Genomic DNA, 21,220 nt, shown 5'->3' with positions numbered 1-21,220 from the left:
AAATTTATTTAATGTGAACTAGTTCACTGTCGCGCTCTCAAAGATCAGGCATTAAGGATGCACACCGATTGAGAAATCGGGTTGGTCTCGAAGAAGTCGAAAGTTTTTGTTAGTCTGTCCATTTTTAAGTGGTATTCGAGGGGGCGAGACCAAACCCCGACATTCAGTCAGTAAGGGCCGCTGTCTCATTAAGACGGCGGCCCGTTTACTTTTGGGTGTCTCAAATAGCCGCGACGTCTTGAACCGCTTGCACAATCGCAGCCCGCTGGTGAAGCGATGTCAGTACATATAATTGCCTGTCTTCAAGACTGGATGCGCGGGGCAGTGGAATGATCCTCGTGCCAAGGGGCTAGAAAATCCGTCGCATTTTCTTATCCGGCGTAAAGTGCAAGCGTTGATAGTACCTGTAAGAGGCGTAGAGTGCATCAGCGCACCGCTTCATTGTGACGATTACCGGAGACCAAAATGGCCGAGACTTTCGACGAAGATCTGTTCCTCAGAGGGCTGGAGCAACGCAAAAGCACCCTGGGCGCGGAATATGTTGAGAAAAACCTGGCTGCCGCCGACGATTTTACCCGGCCGTTTCAAGAGGCAATGACCGCTTGGTGCTGGGGTTTCGGCTGGGGCGACGATGTGATTGACGCCAAGACCCGGTCAATGATGAACCTGTCCATGATCGGCGCGCTGGGCAAGATGCACGAATGGGAACTCCACTGTCGCGGCGCCATCAGCAACGGCGTCAGCAAAGAAGAAATCCGGGCCATTATTCACGTGATCGGCATCTATTGTGGGGTGCCGCAGGCGCTGGAATGCTTTCGTGTCGCGCGCAAGGTTCTGGACGAGGCAGAGACAACCTCTGAGACATGATCATGAATTGAGCTGTGCCCAAGCTTCATCAAGCTGAGGGGATTTTCGGGCCCGGTTTGGCAGGTGTCTGAAACACACAACGGCGCCCTATATTTGCGGGTGTCGCAAGTTGCCGATTCCTCTGGTTCTCTTAGTCCGCGTTGTTGATCCGGCCGCGTAATTCTTCGGCCTCCTGCCGCGCGGCGCGCAACCCGTCCATGGCAGCGCCCAGTTCCGCCTCGGTCTGGGTGAGCTGATTGGTTAGCTCGGCCTCACGCTGTTGCAGATAGGTGATGGCCTGATCGCGGGTTTCTTCGGCCTCATGCAATTCCTGGCTCATGCGATCCAGATCGGCGACGTCGCTTTGGCGAACACGAGACAGACGATGGGCCAGCCAGTTGGCGAACCACCCCATGCAGAAGGCTGCGAACAGGATGATGGCGGTGGCAATGATGAATTCTATTCTGTTCAACTTACTGATCCTCTGCGCCGGTATCTACGGCGTCTTCTGGCGTCTCTGTCTCGGCCTCCAGCGCCTCAAGCCCGGTCTCGGAATTGGCAATGGGCTCGGGCCGGATCAGGCGGAATTCAATGCGACGGTTTTCTTCTCGGCCTGCCTCGGTATCGTTGTCTGCGATCGGTTGCGTTTCACCATATCCCACGGCCGAGTAGCTTGACGTTGGGATGCGGCGTCCGCGCAACTCATTCAGGATCGACTGAGCCCGCGCCTGGCTGAGTTGCTGGTTCATCTCTTCGCGGCCCTGACTATCTGTATGGCCCTGAATTTCAATCCGGATGGGGCCGCATTCGCGCAGAATCTCGGCGATCTGATTGACGGTATCGCGCGAATCCGCTGCAACCGTGGCCGATCCCGGTTCGAATGCGATTTTGCTGCTGGCCTGAACCTCAGCAAGCTGGTCTTCGCACAGCTCTGGGTCGGGCAGGCTGTCTGCGGGTTTCGGCGGCTCTTGATAGGTGATCGAAAGGGTGAAACCTTTGGCATCCCCCAGCTTTTCCGACAGCAATCCGGCGATACGGGCTTTGGCGTCCGGGTCGTAGCTGACCCCGCTGAGAGAAACGTCGTCAGGGGTAACAGTCAGAGCGCCGTTATGCAGCAGAGACAACGCTTCCAGCCCCGCCAGAACGCGCACCGGCCAGTCTGCGGGTAAGTCGGAGGCGATGCGGGTGGCGGTATAAACCTGTTCCGATCCAAATGCCGCGCGGGCAAAACTGTCGGCCATGTCGCGCGATGTCTCATTGCTCAGACGACCGCGCATTTGGACCAGCCCTTCGGGGCTGCGCGTGGTCGAGAACTCGGGGGGGCCGGTGGAGTCGTCGGTTTCGGGTTCGGGCAGGACGGCGTGCAGGGCGAAAACCTCGGGCAGCGCATTTTCCAGCTCGCCTACCACACGGTCAAAGACCCCAGCCTCTGTTCCCTGCGCCGCCACCAGCGTGATATCCGCATCCGAAATCGTGACCGAACCCTGACCAATCTTGGACAGGGCACGAATGCTGAGCGTTGCCGCTTCGGGCCAACGGGGTGAGGGCACGCCCAAACCGATTGTACAGTTAAACGGGCCAGCAAGGCCTGCCTCTTTGGCAGCAGCGACGATGGCATCCCGCGCTTTTTCATTCTGGGCCGAGCAGGCATCGAACTGGCCGCCGTTGGCATCAATCAGGTAGCGCAGTGTAAAGGGGGTGATTACGGGGCGCGGAGCCGAGATCGACAACCCGATTCGCAAACTGGGAGGTGCTGCGCGGGTCAGGCTCTGTTCCAGTCGTTCTTTTTCCCGCAGGCTGTCTGCAATGGCGGTGATTTTCACCAAACCGGGGCTGGCCGATATTTTGGCGCGCGGCAGGCGGGTCAACGCTTCGAGCGCATAGTTCAACGCGTCGTCCCAGCCTTCGGGTATAGGGTAATCCGCCGTTTCCATCAGGTCCGAAACGGTGTCGCCGTCCATCCGGCGCAACCTTTCGATCAGCTCGCTGCGGTCTTGGCTTGCGGGTATCAGACCAATAATCGAAATACCGCTGTCGTTTCGCAAAATTTCAGCGGAAAAGCGCGGTGCTGCCAGTTGCCGGGTGGGGGCGACCTGCATGTCATCAATAACGCGTGAGGTATCAACCTCGGTCCCGGCTGCGGTCAGCGCATTGAACCGCGTTGCTTCGTCAATGGCTGTGCCGGTCAGGACAACGCGCAGGCCATCGGATTCGACTTCGGCCCAGTCATGCCCTTTTAGGTCAAGCGCACGCCGCACGGCGAGTTCCGACGCTTCTTCGACTTTGGTTACCGCATATCCTGCGGCCACGAGCGAAAGGCTGGCCGAAACGAGGAATATCAGGGAGGCAGCTAGGAAATAGGGCAGGCGCATGTGCGGGCAGACGACTCCTGAAGTTATTGAGCAGGACTCTTACAGAGGCCCGCGCCGAGGTGCAATCAGAGCAGCACAGCAATGCAAAGGAAGATCAGCGGAATAAGGCCGGTGTCACGATTGGCGCGGAAAAGTTGCAGTAATTTGGCGTTGTCTTCAGTGTCCAGCCCACGCAGTTGCCACGTCATGTGCCATCCCATCGCCCAAGGTCCGGCAAGTGCCACGAACATGGCTGTAATCGGCTCCTGCCCTGTCATGGCGTCGATAATGGCCAGCGCCATTAGGGATACAGTGGCGACCAGGAAATACTTTAACCAATGCGCAGTATTTGTCCCGAACAGGCGGGCGGTGGATTTGATACCGATCAGCTCGTCATCCTCGGCGTCCTGATGCGCATAGATCGTGTCGTAGAACAGCGTCCAGGCGATGCCGGCCAGGTACAGAGTGATAGCCGGGCCGCCGACCGTTCCAGTATGCGCGGCCCAGGTCAGCAGGATGCCCCAGTTGAAGGCCAGTCCTAGAAATACCTGTGGCCACCAGGTGAACCTTTTGGCGAAGGGGTAGACAGCGACGGGCAACAGGGACAGCACGCCCATGGCGATGGCGGCCTGGTTGAAGCTCAGCAGAACCAACAGTGCCAGCAGGCATTGCAGCACCATCCAGATCGCGGCCTGCCGAACACTGACCTGCCCGGAAGGGATCGGGCGCGACCGGGTCCGTTCCACTTTTGCATCAAAGTCGCGGTCCGAAATGTCATTCCAAGTGCAGCCCGCGCCGCGCATCAAAAAGGCACCGATGGCACAACCGATGGCGATCCAGAGGTCCTCCCACCGCGGGGTGCCGTCGCTGAGGATGGCCAGCGCCAGCCCCCACCAGCAGGGGATCAGCAGCAGCCATGTGCCGATAGGCCGATCGGCCCGGCTCAGCCGCAGGTAAGGGCGCGAGAATTCCGGCGCATAGGTGTCGACCCAGTTGCCGCTGACCGCATCAGCGACCTGACCGTCTGGTGTTGGCGCATTGCCTTGCATATGTAAGGTCTCATGAGTGCAAAGATCAGACTGTATGTAGAGCACCCTTTGGGTCCGGGGCAATCGGTAGAATTGACGCGCGAGCAGGCACATTACCTGTTCGGTGTCATGCGCCTGGCTTTGGGGGGGCAGGTTGCCTTGTTTAACGGACAGGACGGAGAATGGCAGGCCAAAGTGGCCGAAGCGGGAAAGCGTGGCGGTGTACTGACCTGTGTCGAACAGACCAAACCGCTGCAACGGCCACCCGACCTGTGGTTCCTGTTCGCCCCAATCAAAAAGGCACGCACCGATTTCATCGTTGAAAAGGCGGCGGAAATGGGTGCGGCGCGGATCATGCCGGTGCAGACAGAATTCACCAATTCCGAACGTATCCGCCAGGACCGCTTGCAAGCCCACGCGGTCGAGGCCGCCGAGCAATGCGGAGGTACCTTTGTGCCCGAGGTCGCCGATCTGCAGCGGCTGGACCGAGTTCTGGATGGCTGGCCCGAGGGGCGTCAACTGATGTTTTGTAACGAGGCCGAGGTCGGCTCGGCCCTGCGCCTGGCGGCGAATGAAAAGGGGTTGCCATGGGCGATCCTTATCGGACCCGAGGGCGGCTTTTCCCAACGTGAACGTGCCCGGCTGACCGCCTTACCCTATGCCCATGTCGTCAGTCTTGGCCCGCGTATCCTGCGCGCGGATACTGCAGCCGTTGCGGCTCTGACCATGTGGCAGCAGGCGTTGGGGGACTGGTCATGATTTGGCGTCTCGCGCAGGAGGCGGATGTACCGAAGATCGACCAGTTTCTAATGCGCCACATTCAGACGTCGATGTTCCCCTTGGCCAATCTGCGTGATTTTGGATTGCGGGGCACGGACCGACGTGCCGTTAATATCTGGGTGTTGGGCGACGATCCCCGTGCGGCGTTCTCCATCACGAATGAGGGCATGGTTTTACCGCAATGTCCCGATTGCACAGATGAAGAACTGGCCGCTGCGATTGATCTGATCCGGGGGCGTGCCTTGTTTGGAATGGCGGCTGAGGCAACACAGGCCCGCCGGATCATGCGTCTTGCGGGGTGGGAGGATCGGCCGGCAACGCTGAACAGCGATGAACCGGGTTTCACGCTGGATTTGGAACAGCTTACTATTCCGGATGCTACAAGCGCAGAATTGGTGCCTTTGGGTGCGTTTGATCGTGAAATCGTCGAAAGGTGGCGGTCTGACTACCTGATCGAAGCAATGGAATTCAATTCGTCACGAGCGCAAAAACAGGCTGGCTTGGATTACGACGCCTATATCGAACGCGATTCTCATCGTGTGTTGCTAGTCAACGATCGGCCTGTCGCCATGACTGGTTTTAACGCGCGCTTGCACGAAGTTGTGCAGATTGGTGGGGTCTTTACACCTCGTGAAATGCGCGGCCGTGGATATGCGCGTCTGGCCGTCGCGCTGCATCTGGAGGAGGCGCGCCGTACGGGTGCGAAACGCGCGGTTTTGTTTGCGGCTTCCGATTCCGCTGCGCGTGCTTATATCGGTATCGGTTTTCAATCCGCGGGGCAGTACTCGCTCATCCTGTTCATAAACCCAGAGGATACCGCATGAGTTTCATCCGACCCGAAGCGAAACTGGCCCTGTGGCGCTGGCGCGAAGTGCTGGTTGCCGGTGTCATTCTGTTGGTTGGCTTCAGCTGGATCAGCGGCCCGGGTGGGTTGCTGGGCTGGTTGGGCTGGGTTTTGGTGGCGGTGTCGCTTGCACTGGCCGTGATCGGGGTTCAGCGCGCCAGGTTTCGCACCGGCGTCGGTGGCCCCGGAGTTGTGACCATCGACGAAGGCCAGATATCCTATTTTGGCCCGCTGGACGGTGGCATGGTCGCGACACGGGAAATCGAGCGGTTGGCGTTGGACCCATCCTCGAACCCGGCGCATTGGGTGTTGGAACAGCCTGGCCAGCCGACGCTTCACATTCCTGTGAATGCCGAAGGGGCCGAAGCGCTGTTTGACGTGTTCTCGGCGCTGCCGGGGTTGAAAACAGAACACATGTTGTCGGAATTGAACGGTGGGGCCGTACATCCCGTAGTAATTTGGGAGCGTCAGCCGATGCGCCCTGCGCATATGCGGTTGCATTGACACCGCTGTCGTTTGCGACCACGACTGACCAACAAGACAGACACATCAGGATCGGAGCACGGTTCATGTCCATCCCCCAGTCCGGCGGCGGACCGATCGAACGCCACGAGCAACTTGCCGAATATCTGGAAGCGGGCTGCAAGCCCAAAGCCGATTGGCGTATCGGAACCGAACATGAAAAGTTCGGCTATTGTAAAGACTCACTGAAACCGCTGCCATTCGAAGGCACGCGGTCGATTGTGGCGGTGCTTGAAGGGCTGCGTGACCGGCACGGCTGGGCCGAGGTGCGCGAAGCGGGCCACCTGATCGGTCTGGAAAAAGACGGGGCCAATGTCAGCCTTGAACCGGGCGGTGCACTAGAGCTGTCGGGTGCGCCGTTGGAGACGATCCACGAGACCTGCGACGAGGTGAACACCCACCTGCGCGAGGTTAAGGATATCGCTGATGAAATCGGCGTGGGCTTTATCGGTCTGGGCGCGGCTCCGATCTGGACCCATGAGCAGATGCCTCTGATGCCCAAAGGCCGTTATCGGCTGATGAACGATTACATGGAAAAAGTAGGCTCCATGGGCCGCGCCATGATGCGGCGCACTTGCACGGTTCAGGTCAATATCGACTTTGGGTCCGAGGCCGACATGGTGCAGAAACTGCGCGTGGCGCTGGCTTTGCAGCCGGTGGCCACCGCGCTGTTCGCCAATTCGCCCTTCTTTGAGGGCAAGCCCAACGGCCAGAAAAGCTGGCGCAGCCATATCTGGCGGCACCTGGACGATGCGCGCACCGGCATGCTGCCCTTCGTGTTCGAAGAGGGCTTTGGGTTCGAGCGCTACGTGCAATACGCGTTGGATGTGCCGATGTACTTTGTCTATCGCGATGGCCAGTATATCAACGCGCTGGGCATGTCCTTCCGCGATTTCCTGCAGGGCAAACTGCCCGCGCTGCCGGGTGAAACACCTACCCTGTCTGATTGGGCCGATCACCTGACCACCGCCTTCCCCGAGGCGCGGATCAAGAAATTCATGGAGATGCGCGGCGCGGATGGTGGCCCGTGGCGGCGTCTGTGCGCGCTGCCTGCCTTCTGGGTTGGCCTGACCTATGATCAGGGCGCGCTGGATGCGGCCTGGGATCTGGTCAAGGGCTGGGATGCCGAAACGCGCGAGGAACTGCGCGTTCAGGCGGCCGTCAATGGCCTGCAGGCGCAGGTTGGCGACATCAACATGCATGATCTTGCCCGCGAAGTGGTTGCGATCTCGGAAAGTGGTCTCAAGGCCCGGGCCTATCCCGGCGCAGGTGGTCTGGTTCCCGATGAGACGCATTTCCTGAACGCTCTGAAGGAAAGCCTCGATACCGGCAAGGTTCCGGCGGATGAGTTGCTGGAACACTACAATGGCGACTGGAACGGCGATCTGACTCGAATTTATCCCGAATACAGCTATTGACCCACCGCGTCCCGCTTGCATTCGCGGGGCGGGGCCGATAGCAGGTTGGCGACCAAATTCAGAGGGCGTCATGGACGATCTTAAGGCAAAATATCTGGGGCAGATCGCCGAGGCGGGCGATGAGAACGCGCTTGAGGCGATCCGCGTCGCCGCCGTGGGCAAAAAGGGCGAGGTCGCGCTGAAGATGCGCGAGCTGGGCAAGATGACCCCCGAGGAACGTCAGGTCGCTGGCCCCGCGCTGAACGCCCTGAAGGATGAGATCAACTCGGCCCTGGCCGCCAAGAAAGCCGGTCTTGCCGATGCCGCGCTGGACGAACGTCTACGCACCGAATGGCTGGACGTTACCCTGCCGACGCGCGCGCGCCGCCAAGGCTCGATCCACCCGGTCAGCCAGGCGACCGAGGAACTGACTGCGATCTTTGCCGAACTGGGTTTCTCGGTGGCTGAAGGGCCGCGGATCGAGACCGACTGGCACAATTTCGACGCCCTGAACATCCCCGGCCACCACCCCGCGCGCGCCGAGATGGACACGTTCTATATGCACCGTGCCGAGGGCGACGAGCGCCCGCCGCATGTGCTGCGCACCCATACTTCGCCGGTCCAGATCCGCTCGATGGAGCTGCAGGGCGCGCCGATCCGCATCATTTGTCCGGGTGGTGTGTACCGCGCTGATTATGACCAGACCCACACGCCGATGTTCCATCAGGTCGAAGGGCTGGCCATCGACAAAGACATCTCGATGGCAAACTTGAAATGGGTTCTGGAAGAGTTCGTGAAGGCGTTCTTTGAGGTCGACGATGTCGAACTGCGCTTCCGCGCCTCGCACTTCCCCTTCACTGAGCCCTCGGCCGAGGTCGATATCCGCTGTTCCTGGGACAACGGCCAGCTGAAGATCGGCGAGGGCGACGACTGGATGGAGATTCTGGGTTCCGGCATGGTCCACCCCAAAGTGATCGCCGCCGGTGGCATTGATCCCGAGGTCTATCAGGGCTTTGCCTTTGGGATTGGCATCGACCGTCTGGCGATGCTGAAATACGGCATTCCGGATCTGCGGGCGTTCTTTGACAGCGATCTGCGGTGGCTGCGCCACTACGGGTTTGCAGCGCTGGATATGCCGAACCTGCATGGTGGTTTGTCGCGGTGAGTGAAGTCGAAGTAATCACGGCATGCGAGAATATCTGCCGTGACTTCACTTTCCTAAGTCACGTAGGTGAGTGGATTAATAACTTCGGCCCAGCGATAGCGTTTCTCGGCGGTATCGTATTGTTTTTCTTACAGAGGAAAAGTGATCGTTCAGAGTCATTGAGAGCGCGCCGCCTAGAAGTCTATCAAGAAACGGTGGTCGCACTAAGAGATGTAATTCTAGCTCTTCGATACAATGCAGTAGCTCAGGAAATCGGCTTACTGTTTCGTCAATTCGAAATGAGTTATGCGAAGGTCCTCGTTTCGGGCGTGGATGATGTAATCGAAGTCGTAAATGCAACCAGATCAGAAGTAATGCGTTTTATGGAGGCACATGCTTCCAAGGATAAAAACCGCATTGTTAAGGCTAATGCGGAAACAGAACGCATGTTCATTCAATGTATTGATAGAATGCGCCAAGACATGCACCTCGGAACCGAAATCACTTCTGAATTTTCCTCTGACGAAATTGCAGACAGAATTAGAGAATTAATGATTGAGGCGAACAGCTAATTGTTGTCTTTCTAATTGAAAATGGCGCTGCTTGTTACAACCTCCCACGGGGTTGTGACGTGACTTCGTGCGCTGGCCGGGTAGGCTCCGAGTTATGTTTCGGATTCTGACCTGCCTGTTTTTCCTGATCCCGCTCCAAGCTGTAGCAAATGGCTGCCACGGCGACACAGCCTGCCCGCTGGGCGACCGTTCCTATCATGTGCTTGAACCCGATGGCTGGGATGGCGAAACGACTCTGCCGGTATTGCTGCATTTCCACGGATGGGCGCGGCAGGGGGATGTGGTGGTCAACCACGAAAGGATCGCCGGGGCCACGAAACTGCGCGGCGTGCTGTTGGTGGCCCCGAACGGGCGCGGCAATAGCTGGGATTTCTGGACCTCGGACACGCGCGATGTCCCCTTTGCCGATCGGGTGCTAGAGGATGTGGCGACGCGCTATCCCATCGACCCGGATCGCATCTATGTCTCGGGCTATTCCTATGGCGGTGCGATGGCGTGGCGCTATGCCTGTCAGTCCGGCGATGACGTTGCGGCCCTGCTGGCGGTGGCTGGCAGCATTCGCCAGACCGAGGACTGCCCGCAGGCCCCGCGCCAGGTGCGCCATGTGCATGGGTTGGACGACACGGTGATGGGTTTTCCCTTGGGTCCGGGCGGGGACACGACCTATCCGGTGGCGTTGTGGAAGGCGAAGTTCGACTGCAACGGTGCAACCCCGCGTGGCGATTGGAGCGTGAAGCCTTTCCTGACCCTCAGCCGCGTGGAGTGGACCGATTGCGCGCTGGGGCAAGTTACGTTGGACACGCATCCGGGCGGGCATTTCATCCCGCATGGCTGGATCGGCTGGCAGTTGGATGAGCTGGCCGGGCGCACACCAGCCTATCCCTGACCCGTTTGACAGCCCCCTACATCCGGGGTCATCTGCGCAGGCCATCTGACCAAGGAGCCTTGCCCGATGAAACCCCTGCTGGTGACCGCCGCGATCCTGACCGCAACCTCTGCCCTGGCGCGTGATGCCTATCCGCCTGTTGATGTGTTGCTGCAAACGGACAAATCCGTGATCGGAGAGGCGCTGGAATACCCGGACGGGACGCCGCAGATCACCATGGCCATCATCACCATGCAGCCGGGTCAGGTGACCGGTAGTCACCGGCATAATGCTCCGCTGATGGCCTATGTGCTGGAAGGGGAAATCACTGTCGATTACGGCGCGGCGGGGGTAAAGACCTACAAAACCGGTGATGCCTTTGTCGAAGCGTTCCGATCCCCGCATGTGGGGGCGAATACAGGCGAAAGCATCGCGCGGATTTTGGCGGTGTTTGCCGGATCGGATAGCGTCGCCAACACAGTTGCCGAACAGTAGGTGATCATGTGGCACACGGCCTCTTTCCCCTTGTCTGAATATCCGTTACACGCGGGCTGACCCAAGATTATGCGGAATACGACCGATGAAATTCACCCTTTCCTGGCTCAAGGATCACCTGGACACTGACGCGTCGGTCGATGAGATCGCCGAAACGCTGACCGATCTGGGGCTCGAAGTCGAAGAGATCGTCAATCCGGCGGACCGACTGGCGGGCTTTACGCTGGGAAAAGTGACCCATGCCGAACAGCACCCTGATGCCGACAAGCTGCGGGTCTGTACGGTTGCGACGGATGAGGGTGATCTGCAGATCATCTGCGGCGCGCCCAATGCGCGCGAAGGTATCACTGTCGTGGTCTGCAAACCGGGCATGTATATTCCGGGCCTGGACATCACCATCAGCGTCGGCAAGATCCGCGGTGTCGAAAGCTTTGGCATGATGGCCTCGGAGCGCGAGCTGGAGCTGTCGGAAGAGCATGACGGCATCATCGAGCTGCCCTCGGGTGAGGTCGGCGATCAGTTCGTTGACTGGCTGGCCGAGAATGATCCCGCAAAGGTCGATCCGATGATCGAGATTGCGATCACCCCGAACCGCCCCGATGCGCTGGGCGTCGCCGGGATCGCGCGCGATCTGGCGGCACGCGGGGTCGGCACGCTGAAAGAGCGCGACTATGTGCCGGTGCCGGGCGATTTCGTCAGCCCGATCAAGGTGACGATTGATGATGACACGCTGGACGGAGCACCGCATTTCACCGGGCGTCTGATCAAGGGTGTCAAGAACGGCCCCAGCCCGCAGTGGCTGCAGGATCAGTTGAAGGCGATCGGCCTGCGTCCGATCTCGGCCTTGGTGGATATCACCAACTATATGACCTTCGACCAGAACCGTCCGCTGCATGTCTTTGATGCGGACAAGGTTCAGGGCAACCTGCGCGTACATAGGGCCAAGGGCGGCGAAAAGCTGGTGGCGTTGGACGAAAAGGAATACACGCTGCAACCGGGCATGATGGTGATTTCGGACGACAACGGCCCGGAATCCATTGCAGGGATCATGGGCGGCGAAGAAACCGGCTGTACCGAGGGTACCGTGAACGTCTTCCTCGAAAGCGCGTTTTGGGATCATGTGCAAATTGCACTGACAGGCCGGGCGTTGAAAATCAACTCGGATGCGCGGTACCGATTCGAGCGCGGCGTCGACCCGGAATACACGCTGGAAGGATTGGAACATGCAACGCAGATGATCCTGGATATCTGCGGTGGCGAGGTCTCTAAAGTGGTTGAGGCAGGCAAAGCGCCAAACCATGCGCGATCCTACAAGTTGGACTCGGCCCGGGTGCAATCGCTGGTCGGGATGGTCATTCCCGAAAGCGAGCAGCGCCAGACCCTGACCCGTCTGGGTTTCCGCCTTGAAGGCGAGATGGCCCATGTCCCCAGCTGGCGCCCAGATGTCATGGGCGAGGCTGATCTGGTGGAAGAGGTCGCACGAATTGCCTCCCTGACCAAGCTTCAGGGCAAGCCGCTGCCGAGGGTCACTGATGGCATTCCGAAACCGGTTATGACTCCCACTCAGCGCCGCCAGTCGATGGCGCGCCGCACCTGTGCCGCATTGGGTTATAACGAATGCGTCAGCTATACCTTCATTGATCAGGCCGCCGCTGCGCTGTTTGGCGGTGGCGATGAGGCGACGCAGCTGGAAAACCCGATTTCGTCCGAGATGAGCCATATGCGCCCCGATCTGTTGCCCGGTCTGCTGCAAGCTGCCGCCCGCAATCAGGCACGCGGCTATGCGGATGTGGCGCTGTTTGAAGTTGGCCCAGTTTTTCACGACGGCGAGCCAGGCGATCAGAAAATCCAGATTACCGGCCTGCTGGTCGGTCGCGACGGCCCCAAGGATGTGCATAGCGCCACACGCCCGGCGGATGTGTTCGACGCCAAGGCAGATGCCGAGGCCGTTTTGGCCGCCATCGGCGCACCCGCCAAGGTTCAGATCCTACGCGAGGGCGACGCCTGGTGGCATCCGGGTCGGCACGGCAAAATTTGTCTGGGTCCGAAAAAGGTACTGGGCGTTTTCGGCGAGTTGCATCCGCGTGTGTTGCAGGCGATGGACATCAAGGGCCCGGCGGTGGCTTTCACTATCTGGCCGGATGAGGTGCCTCTGCCGCGTAAATCCGGGGCGACCCGCGCGGCGCTGGAACTGCGCGATCTGCAGGCGGTCGAGCGTGACTTTGCCTTTGTCGTCGATGAAGGCGTCGAGGCACTGACGCTGGTGAATGCCGCTGCCGGGGCCGACAAGGCGCTGATCGAAGATGTGCGCGTCTTTGATGAATTCATTGGCGGCAGCCTGGGTGAGGGCAAGAAATCTCTGGCCATCACCGTTCGGCTGCAGCCGACAGATGCGACGCTGAAGGAAAAAGATATCGAAGCGGTGGCTGAAAAGATCATCGCCAAGGTGTCCAAGGCAACAGGCGGCGTTTTGCGCGGCTAACGCCATAGTAATCCAAATGCAAAGCGCGCCCTTCGGCGCGCTTTTCTCGTTTCTCAGACGCCAGTGTTGCCGTGCTGCAACGTCCCTGCGTCCTGAAAATCCAGGGGTTGAGTGGAATCACCCCCTGGCCGTAAGCCCAGCCCCCTGATGCAATTACAATCCGGAGTCGGCCCAATGCCAGATCCCAGCCTCGCAAAAGCAATGCCCAAACCCTGATTGCCCGCCAACTGACCGGCGGGCCTTTTTCCCGTTGGAGAGTTGTCATGAAACGCCAAGACATCTCGATGATCCGGCAGATTCTGCCGGAAGAGATGCCATTCTACTATTATACCGACCGGCAAAGCCCCTGGTTGCTGTGCCAGTCGATGGAGGCCGAAATGTCGGTTTCGGATCTAAAGCAATCGGGGCTGTCCCGTTTGCTGGCGCGTCCTTTGCTGAAACCCATGATCGCGCGGTGCGGCGGGGTTTTGCGGCGGCACGATGTGCTGGCCGTGGCCCATGCGGATCGCGCCGTGCGTCTGAAGGGGCTAAGCCCTGCGGCGTTCCATGGTTTAGAAGCGGTCTATCAGTCCGAATGGCTGGATTTCTGCCTGAGCTTTGAGCGCTGGTCTGGTGAACAAACCACGCGCAAGGCGCATAATCTTGTGGTGCAGTTGGGCTTCCCGACCGAGCATGCCGAGCTGTTGTGGAAATTCGAACAGCGCGCGGCGGTAGGTGCGTTCCAAAGCTGTTGGCACCCGGTACGCACGCATGGCCGTCCGACTCTGGCCTGGTGCCGCTTGGATATAGATTTAACAAGTGGCTATTGTCTGATTGAAGAAATTCAGTCCGACTGGTTGCGCTTTGTCGGCCATGCCCGGCGTCGACTGCAATGCCGGGCGCCCCGGTCGCGTGAGTTGCGTTTGACGCGTGAATACGAGCAGGCGCTGCAGCAGAAATACGCGAAAATATGGGCCGAGGTCATGATGTTGGCAGTGTTGGTGCTGCTGCGCGACGAATTCGCCATTCGCGAAGTCTGGATGCACCAGCCAGAACCGGGCGCGCAGCTGAAAGGGATCACCTGGGGGCGGTTGCCGCCGCGGTCGATCTATACCCGTTTACCCCGCAGTTTCGGGTTCGAGCCAACATCCGAGATGCCGGGGTTTCTGGGAAGCAAGCAGCGCAGCGCGGCCCGTAGGGCAGTTCCCAACGGGCAGCCGGTGTTTTGGAGGCTAGCTTTCTGAGCCCCCCTTGGGTCAGGTCCATTTTGTCTTTAGGGTCGCCAATAAAATCAAAGGAGAAATCAATGGGCCTGAACGTCTACCTGTCCGGAGAGATACACACCGACTGGCGCGAGCAGATCATTGACAGGGCGAAAGGGTTGGACATTTCGTTCAACAGCCCTGTCACGGTTCACGAAGCTAGCGACGATTGCGGCGTTGCAATTTTGGGGTCCGAGCCAAACAAGTATTGGCATGACCACAAGGGTGCGATGGTCAATGCGATCCGAACCCGCAAGGGCATTTCAGACGCGGATGTCGTGGTCGTCCGCTTTGGCGATCAATACAAGCAATGGAACGCAGCCTTTGACGCGGGATATGCGGCGGCTTTGGGCAAGTCGATCATCGTAGTGCACGGGCCAGATCATCAGCACGCGTTGAAAGAGGTGGATGCAGCCGCCCTGGCTGTTGCTGAACATCCCTCGCAGGTGGTGGATGTGTTGCGGTATGTTCTGACGGGCAAGCTTCCAAGTTAAATGGATGGGGTGAGGTATTGCCTCACCCCACACGTGTTAACCTGGGGAAGGAATCTGCAGCCCGCGCTGAACGGCGGGACGCGCAAGAAACCGATCAAGATAAGGTTGGAGATTTGCGTACTCATCCCAGCCAACAATGTCTCGGGCACCATAAAAATCCAACCCGCGCAGCCAGGGGACGATTGCAATGTCGGCGATCGAGTAATCCCCGGAGATCCATTCCTGGCCATCAAGTTGATTGTTCACGACATTCAAAAGCCGCTTTGCCTCGTTGAGATAACGCTCACGGGGGCGCGGATCTTCGATCTCTTTCCCGGCGAATTTGTGGAAAAAGCCAAGTTGCCCAAGCATGGGACCAATTCCACCCATCTGGAACATGAGCCATTGGGTAATGCGATGTCTGTCGCTTTGTGTCTGGCCCATGAATTTCCCTGACTTCTCGGCCAGATACAACAGGATCGCACCGCTTTCGAACAGGCCCAGGGGATGTCCATCAGGACCGTTCGGGTCAATGATTGCAGGGATTTTGTTGTTTGGGTTCAGCGACAGGAACTCGGAGCTTTTGACATCCGCATCCGCAAGCGTGACCAGATGCGCCTCGTAGGGCAGGCCGGTTTCCTCAAGCATGATCGAGGCTTTGACGCCATTAGGCGTCGGATAAGAATAGAGCTGAATGACCGAAGGGTCTTTGGCGGGCCATTTGTCTGTAATGGAATAAGACGCAAAATGTGTCATGGGGTCTCCTGAATAAGCCGATTGGGGAAAAATAGTCACGATTTCCCATAAAAACATACATTTTATAGTGCAATTAGCGCACAGTTGCCGTGCGTTTAGGCGCATAAAAATGACAACAGGGAAAGAGGGAAGTTATGTTCCAGGAGTTCAAGACATTCATTGCCAAAGGCAATGTTATGGATATGGCGGTGGGTATCATCATTGGAGCCGCATTTACCGCAATTGTTACGTCTCTTGTTGGCGATCTGATCAATCCATTGATTGGCCTGTTCACGGGTGGGGTTGATTTCACCAACAACTACTCCGTTCTGGCCGGTGATGTCGCCGAAGGGGCGAGCCTGGAAGCGGCGCGGGAAACCGGTGCTTCTGTTTTTGCATATGGTGCGTTCATCATGGCGATCATCAACTTTCTGATCATCGCCTGGGTGGTTTTCATGCTGGTCAAAATGGTGAACCGGGTCAAAGAGGCGGCAGAAGAGGAAGCACCGGCGGAAGAAGAAGCGCCAGCCGGGCCAAGCGAGCTGGACATCCTGATGGAAATCCGCGACGCACTGAAAAAGTGACTCCTGCAGTTACGGCAGAAGAGGAGCCCACCAGATAGGTGGGATTCAATTAACGATCTGAAAGCAGAAGGAAACCCGAATTGGAGCAGACGATGGAAATGGCAAATCAAGCCATGGATATGGCAAACGGCTATGTGCCAATCTTGATGAGTGCGGGCAAGGCTCTGATTGTTCTGATATTGGGCTGGATTGCGGCAGGTATGATCGCTGGGGTTGTTCGCCGCCGTATCAACAAAACGCCCCATATTGATCCGACGCTGGGCAATTTTGCCGCCAGCATGATCAAATGGGCCATTCTGGCCATGGTAATTGTGGCTGTTCTGGGCATCTTCGGGATCGAAGCAACCAGTATCGTTGCCATTTTGGGCGCTGCTTCGCTGGCCATAGGCCTGGCGCTGCAGGGTACACTTAGTGATCTGGCGGCAGGCGTGATGTTGGTTGTCTTCCGGCCGTATAAGCTTGGTCAATATGTCGACATCGGCGGAACAGCCGGAACTGTCAAAGATCTGAATCTGTTCACGACCGAACTCGTGACCCCCGACAATGTGCAGATCATTGTACCCAATGGCCAGGCTTGGGGGTCAGTTATCACCAACTACTCGGCACACGAGACGCGTCGTGTAGATTTGGTGTTTGGTATCGACTATGGCGATAGCGCGGATGAGGCGATGAAAATCATTCTGGACCTCGCAATGGCTGACGAGCGCATCCACGGCGATCCCGAGCCCTGGGTGCGGGTCACAAATCTGGGGGACAGCTCGGTCGATCTGACGGCGCGCTTGTGGTGTGCCGCTGTCGATTATTGGGATGTCAAATTTGAAATGACCAAAGCAGTCAAAGAAGCGTTTGATGCAAAAGGCGTTTCGATTCCATACCCGCATTCGGTCGAGATCCAGAAACAGGGATGATGCTCCCGCCCGTCGCTCGGGCATTGAAATACCCTCCTCCGGTTGGGCCCGGCGCCGCGCTAATCGCGCGGCGTCGTTGTTTTTGGTGCCCCGTTCAACGCTGTAAACAGGTCACGCCGCTTCGAAAAGGCGGCGCTATGCCCAACGCTGCAAACGCCCTCGGGTGAGGGCGCTTCAGGGGCTGGAGGCTTTCGTCAGGATTTGATGACGACGTTGGGGGATACCACGTCAATCCCAAGCGCTTTGCCAACCGCATAATAGGTGAGTTGGCCGGCGTGAACGTTCAAGCCAGCCAGCAGGTGCGGATCATCCTGACAGGCCTGTTTCCATCCTTTATCCGCCAGCGCCAGCATGAACGGCATTGTGGCGTTGCCCAGTGCTATTGTTGACGTTCTTGCAACCGCGCCGGGCATGTTGGCCACGCAGTAATGCATGACGCCGTCAACTTCATAGATCGGGTCCGCATGGGTTGTGGCCCTTGAGGTTTCAAAACAGCCGCCCTGGTCGATGGCAACATCCACCAGAACCGCGCCGGGCTTCATGGTGGACAGCTGCGTGCGCGTCACCAGTTTCGGTGCTGCCGCACCCGGGATCAGCACAGCGCCAATCACCATGTCGGCGGTCTGGATCAGCTCCGCGGTCGCACCTGCAGTTGAATACTGGTTCTTGAACTGACCGCCGAACACGTCGTCCAGATAACGCAACCGGGGCAGGGACCGGTCCAGTACCGTCACATCCGCGCCCATACCTGCGGCGATCTTGGCGGCATGGGTGCCGACGACGCCTCCACCGATAACCACAACTTTTGCTGGACCAACGCCGGGGACGCCACCCATCAGAACTCCGCGGCCGCCATTGGCCTTTTGCAGCGTCCAAGATCCGACCTGTGGTGCCAGACGGCCCGCAACCTCGGACATGGGTGCAAGCAGGGGCAGACCTCCATTTGCATCGGTCACTGTCTCATAGGCGATAGCCGTACAGCCCGATTCCAGCAGGTCATTGGTCTGATCCGGATCCGGGGCCAGATGCAGGTAGGTGAACAAAAGCTGCCCTTCACGCAGCATCTTGCGTTCGCCCGCCTGGGGTTCTTTGACTTTGACAATCATATCTGCGGTGGCAAAAACTTCTTCTGCACTGTCCACGATGCGGGCACCTGCGGCGACGTAATCATCGTTATCAAACCCGGCGCCAATGCCAGCTCCGTTTTCGATTATCACGTCATGGCCACGAGACACCGCCTCTTGTGCGGCGTTGGGCGTCATGCCGACACGGAATTCCTGCGGCTTGATTTCTTTGGGGCAACCGATTTTCATTAGGTCTCTCCGTTCCTAAACTGCCTAAATAATGGGCGGTTTCGGGTGCAATTTCTGTGAAACTCTGCCCGCATTCCGGCTTTTCTTCGGGAAAATCTTCGCTACAATGGGTAAAACCCGCAAAGGAATTGCGTGGATGAGCCTTGATACGACAGATAGAAAGATTCTGGCCGCCTTGCAGCGGAATGGTCGTATGTCGAATGCCGAATTGTCCGAGCAGGTGAATTTGTCGCCTTCGGCCTGCCACAGGCGGGTACAGAGGCTTGAGGCCGATGGCTATATCCGCAACTACGTTGCCTTGTTGGACGCGCGCAAGATGAATGTGCCAACAACGGTGTTTGTCGAGATCACCTTGCAGGGCCAGGCCGAGGAAGTACTGGAGGCTTTTGAGAAAGCCGTTGCGCGGATCCCGGATGTTTTGGAATGCCACCTGATGGCAGGAACTGCGGACTACATCCTGAAGGTCGTTGCCGAAAACACCGAGGATTTCGCCCGCATCCACCGCCAATATCTGTCTCGACTTCCAGGCGTGGCGCAGATGCAAAGTTCATTCGCGCTTCGGACTGTGTTCAAGACGACGGCGTTGCCGGTTTAACCTAGGCTGGGCCGGGATAGGTGAAAATCACCAGATGCGCCGCGTTAAAGGCGAAATGCATCAGAACCGGAACCCAAAGACGTCCTGTCGCGTAATATCCCAGGCCACATGCCGCGCCAAGAAGGGCTGCAAAGAAAACCAATGCAGGTCCACCTGCAAAATGTGCAAGCCCGAAAAGCAGGCTGGCCGCAGCAATCCCCGCAGCAGCCCCCAGGCGTTTGGAAAGTGCTGATTGCAGATAGCCACGGAAAAAGACCTCTTCCGTGAGGCAGGTCAGAAACAGGTTGGAAAGTGCAAAGATCATCCACCAATGGGGAAGGGTGAACTCTGGCCGGATGGCACCAACTGAGAGGCCCAGTAGAAACAGGGCCGGCAATGCGACCAGCCCGACCGCCAGCGGCGATTTGCGTATATACGCTACCCCATCATTCATGCGTGGCCACGCCAGAAGGACGGCGAACAGGATCAGAGGCTTGTCCAGGTTCAGGTACATTGTGAAATCGGTGCTGCCCGGACCGGAATGAACCCGGTCCAGTACCAGAAGGTTATGAAAGCCCGGAACCAGATGTGCGCCCATGGCCAAGCACCACAGGATCAAGGCGATATGTCCAACAAAGGAAAACGCACCGTTCAAACCGCGTAGCATCAACGCCCCGGCAAGACCTGCTGACGAAATAGCTGCGGCAAAGGGCGTGACCAGACCCAAGGTCAGGGCAATCAGGCCAAAACAGGTCAGCAGAACGATCCCCAAAGACCATTTCCCCGAAACAGCGCATATCTGCGCGGCGATCAGGATAAACCAGGGCCAAACAACCGGCAGAACAGATATGAAATGCGCCACGGCCCCTCTCTGAAATGACCTGTGCTTTGATGCCCTCAGAACACTCGGGCTGGCAAGTCGTGTTAACAGGTTTCATACAAACTGAAGTAGGAGTGGCTCTGGCGATTGAATGATCCAGCCGAGCGGAAATGCCAAGTTTCCGAATTCCTAGGGCAGTGATCTTGCTGACCCCGGCAGATAAGCTTAGAAAAAGGCTTTCATCTACCTCTGTGATGACATCAGGCGGTTACACGCGCCTGATAGGGTCCTGACCCGACAATTGATAAGGAGCAGACCTTGACCGACGAGTTTAACCATGCACCAAAAGACTGGCTCGAAGCCGAGTTGGAAGACGCGCTGGACGAAGATTTTGAGATCGAATTCAGCGAGCCCATGCTGTCGGTGGAAGTGCGGAAGATCTACAAGGATCAGCATCCCGACATGCTGGATCGCAAGGTCTATTTCCGTAACTTGCTGCGACTTCAGGCTGAACTGATCAAGGTGCAGGACTGGGTGCAACATACCGGTGCCAAGGTCTGTATCTTGTTTGAAGGCCGGGACAGTGCTGGCAAGGGTGGGGTGATTAAGCGGATTACGCAGCGTCTGAATCCGCGTGTTGCCCGGGTGGTAGCTCTGCCGGCGCCCAGTCGTCGTGAGCAGAGCCAGTGGTATTTCCAGCGTTACGTTCCGCATCTGCCCGCCGCCGGTGAGATCGTTCTGTTCGATCGGTCCTGGTATAACCGTGCCGGGGTCGAAAGGGTGATGGGGTTTGCCAGCAAAGATCAGGTTGATCAGTTCTTTCAGGACGTTCCCGAATTCGAACGGATGTTGGTTCGATCCGGGATCATCTTGCTGAAATACTGGTTCTCGATCACGGATGAGGAACAGCAGCTGCGATTCCTTATGCGGATTCACGATCCTATGAAACAGTGGAAACTGTCCCCCATGGATCTGGAATCCCGTATCCGCTGGGAGGCCTATACCAAAGCCAAAGAGGACATGCTGTTCCGTACCAACATCCGAGAGGCGCCCTGGTACATCGTCGAAGGCAACGACAAAAAGCGTGAGCGCCTGAACTGTATTGAGCATCTTCTGACCAAGATCCCCTATACGGATGTACCGCAGGAAAAAGTCGACCTCCCGGATCGCAAGTATAATCCGGAATACGAACGGCGTGTTTTGCCGGACGAGCTGTACGTGCCCAAGATTTACTGATCACGATAAA

22 protein-coding genes are annotated in these 21,220 nt (G+C 58.0%); 16 read left to right on the top strand and 6 right to left on the bottom strand.

Annotation, left to right across the window (positions count from 1 at the left end):
- Positions 1-465: 465 nt before the first annotated feature.
- The gene (locus tag AC2FLB_RS10815) at positions 466-867 is read left to right on the top strand and encodes a carboxymuconolactone decarboxylase family protein (RefSeq protein WP_142635290.1); all 402 of its coding nucleotides are present in this window, start codon (positions 466-468) and stop codon (positions 865-867) included.
- A 130-nt stretch (positions 868-997) separates the two neighbouring features.
- Here AC2FLB_RS10815 and AC2FLB_RS10810 read toward each other — a convergent pair whose 3' ends face one another.
- The 3 genes from AC2FLB_RS10810 to ubiA form a co-directional block, all read right to left on the bottom strand.
- Complete coding sequence (locus tag AC2FLB_RS10810; protein ID WP_142635291.1) at positions 998-1,318, bottom strand: hypothetical protein; 321 nt, start codon at positions 1,316-1,318, stop codon at positions 998-1,000.
- 1 nt (position 1,319) lies between these two features.
- Positions 1,320-3,218 carry an OmpA family protein gene (locus tag AC2FLB_RS10805; RefSeq protein WP_496709243.1) on the bottom strand — a complete coding sequence of 633 codons (1,899 nt, stop codon included), beginning with the start codon at positions 3,216-3,218 and terminating at the stop codon, positions 1,320-1,322.
- A 65-nt stretch (positions 3,219-3,283) separates the two neighbouring features.
- Positions 3,284-4,246, bottom strand: a complete 963-nt coding sequence (gene ubiA / locus AC2FLB_RS10800) for a 4-hydroxybenzoate octaprenyltransferase (RefSeq protein WP_496701006.1) — start codon at positions 4,244-4,246, stop codon at positions 3,284-3,286.
- A 12-nt stretch (positions 4,247-4,258) separates the two neighbouring features.
- On the opposite strand from ubiA, the gene AC2FLB_RS10795 reads away from it, so the two are divergent.
- The 11 genes from AC2FLB_RS10795 (at position 4,259) to AC2FLB_RS10745 (ending at position 15,061) form a co-directional block, all read left to right on the top strand.
- Positions 4,259-4,984: a 16S rRNA (uracil(1498)-N(3))-methyltransferase gene (locus tag AC2FLB_RS10795; protein ID WP_496709242.1), complete on the top strand. Its 726-nt coding sequence runs from the start codon at positions 4,259-4,261 to the stop codon at positions 4,982-4,984.
- Positions 4,981-5,829, top strand: a complete 849-nt coding sequence (locus AC2FLB_RS10790; RefSeq protein ID WP_496709241.1) for a GNAT family N-acetyltransferase — start codon at positions 4,981-4,983, stop codon at positions 5,827-5,829. The genes AC2FLB_RS10795 and AC2FLB_RS10790 overlap by 4 nt, the downstream gene beginning before the upstream one ends.
- Positions 5,826-6,353, top strand: coding sequence for a hypothetical protein (locus AC2FLB_RS10785; protein WP_496709240.1), 528 nt, complete (start codon positions 5,826-5,828; stop codon positions 6,351-6,353). The genes AC2FLB_RS10790 and AC2FLB_RS10785 overlap by 4 nt, the downstream gene beginning before the upstream one ends.
- 65 nt (positions 6,354-6,418) lie before the next feature.
- Positions 6,419-7,789, top strand: coding sequence for a glutamate--cysteine ligase (locus tag AC2FLB_RS10780; RefSeq protein WP_281995270.1), 1,371 nt, complete (start codon positions 6,419-6,421; stop codon positions 7,787-7,789).
- A gap of 70 nt (positions 7,790-7,859) precedes the next feature.
- A complete protein-coding gene (gene pheS / locus AC2FLB_RS10775) occupies positions 7,860-8,933 on the top strand; it encodes a phenylalanine--tRNA ligase subunit alpha (RefSeq protein ID WP_281972601.1) in 1,074 nt (357 codons plus the stop codon).
- The gene (locus AC2FLB_RS10770) at positions 8,930-9,484 is read left to right on the top strand and encodes a hypothetical protein (protein ID WP_496709239.1); all 555 of its coding nucleotides are present in this window, start codon (positions 8,930-8,932) and stop codon (positions 9,482-9,484) included. Before pheS ends, AC2FLB_RS10770 begins: the two co-directional genes overlap by 4 nt.
- Before the next feature lie 94 nt (positions 9,485-9,578).
- The gene (locus AC2FLB_RS10765; RefSeq protein WP_496709238.1) at positions 9,579-10,370 is read left to right on the top strand and encodes a CE1 family esterase; all 792 of its coding nucleotides are present in this window, start codon (positions 9,579-9,581) and stop codon (positions 10,368-10,370) included.
- Between the two features lie 66 nt (positions 10,371-10,436).
- Entirely contained in the window at positions 10,437-10,844 is a 408-nt protein-coding gene (locus AC2FLB_RS10760; protein ID WP_496709237.1) for a cupin domain-containing protein, read from the top strand.
- An 85-nt stretch (positions 10,845-10,929) separates the two neighbouring features.
- On the top strand, positions 10,930-13,326 hold the full coding sequence (gene pheT, locus AC2FLB_RS10755) for a phenylalanine--tRNA ligase subunit beta (protein WP_496709236.1): 2,397 nt from the start codon (positions 10,930-10,932) through the stop codon (positions 13,324-13,326).
- A gap of 263 nt (positions 13,327-13,589) precedes the next feature.
- Positions 13,590-14,549, top strand: coding sequence for a hypothetical protein (locus AC2FLB_RS10750; RefSeq protein WP_496709235.1), 960 nt, complete (start codon positions 13,590-13,592; stop codon positions 14,547-14,549).
- A gap of 62 nt (positions 14,550-14,611) precedes the next feature.
- Positions 14,612-15,061 (top strand): YtoQ family protein, encoded by a 450-nt coding sequence (locus AC2FLB_RS10745; protein ID WP_496709234.1) that lies wholly within the window; start codon positions 14,612-14,614, stop codon positions 15,059-15,061.
- Between the two features lie 36 nt (positions 15,062-15,097).
- On the opposite strand, the gene AC2FLB_RS10740 is transcribed toward AC2FLB_RS10745, so the two are convergent.
- Positions 15,098-15,796 carry a glutathione S-transferase family protein gene (locus tag AC2FLB_RS10740; RefSeq protein ID WP_496691849.1) on the bottom strand — a complete coding sequence of 233 codons (699 nt, stop codon included), beginning with the start codon at positions 15,794-15,796 and terminating at the stop codon, positions 15,098-15,100.
- Positions 15,797-15,930: 134 nt separating this feature from the next.
- Here AC2FLB_RS10740 and mscL point away from each other — a divergent pair, with 134 nt between their 5' ends.
- Together mscL and AC2FLB_RS10730 are read left to right on the top strand one after the other, a co-directional pair.
- Positions 15,931-16,359 carry a large conductance mechanosensitive channel protein MscL gene (gene mscL / locus AC2FLB_RS10735; RefSeq protein WP_142635318.1) on the top strand — a complete coding sequence of 143 codons (429 nt, stop codon included), beginning with the start codon at positions 15,931-15,933 and terminating at the stop codon, positions 16,357-16,359.
- Between the two features lie 98 nt (positions 16,360-16,457).
- Positions 16,458-17,267: a mechanosensitive ion channel family protein gene (locus AC2FLB_RS10730; RefSeq protein WP_496709260.1), complete on the top strand. Its 810-nt coding sequence runs from the start codon at positions 16,458-16,460 to the stop codon at positions 17,265-17,267.
- A gap of 194 nt (positions 17,268-17,461) precedes the next feature.
- Here the strand turns inward: AC2FLB_RS10730 and ald are convergent, their stop codons facing one another.
- The gene (gene ald, locus AC2FLB_RS10725) at positions 17,462-18,580 is read right to left on the bottom strand and encodes an alanine dehydrogenase (protein ID WP_496709233.1); all 1,119 of its coding nucleotides are present in this window, start codon (positions 18,578-18,580) and stop codon (positions 17,462-17,464) included.
- Positions 18,581-18,716: 136 nt separating this feature from the next.
- Between ald and AC2FLB_RS10720 the strand changes: the two genes are divergently transcribed.
- The gene (locus tag AC2FLB_RS10720) at positions 18,717-19,175 is read left to right on the top strand and encodes an Lrp/AsnC family transcriptional regulator (protein WP_142635322.1); all 459 of its coding nucleotides are present in this window, start codon (positions 18,717-18,719) and stop codon (positions 19,173-19,175) included.
- A gap of 1 nt (position 19,176) precedes the next feature.
- Here AC2FLB_RS10720 and AC2FLB_RS10715 read toward each other — a convergent pair whose 3' ends face one another.
- Positions 19,177-20,016 carry a CPBP family intramembrane glutamic endopeptidase gene (locus tag AC2FLB_RS10715; protein ID WP_496691846.1) on the bottom strand — a complete coding sequence of 280 codons (840 nt, stop codon included), beginning with the start codon at positions 20,014-20,016 and terminating at the stop codon, positions 19,177-19,179.
- A gap of 276 nt (positions 20,017-20,292) precedes the next feature.
- Between AC2FLB_RS10715 and ppk2 the strand changes: the two genes are divergently transcribed.
- Entirely contained in the window at positions 20,293-21,210 is a 918-nt protein-coding gene (gene ppk2 / locus AC2FLB_RS10710; protein ID WP_496689073.1) for a polyphosphate kinase 2, read from the top strand.
- Positions 21,211-21,220 lie beyond the last annotated feature (10 nt).

The organism is Ruegeria sp. CDSA236, from assembly GCF_059611285.1.
The sequence above is the reverse complement of the archived record's forward strand: the minus strand, read 5'-3'. Positions and strand labels throughout refer to the sequence as shown.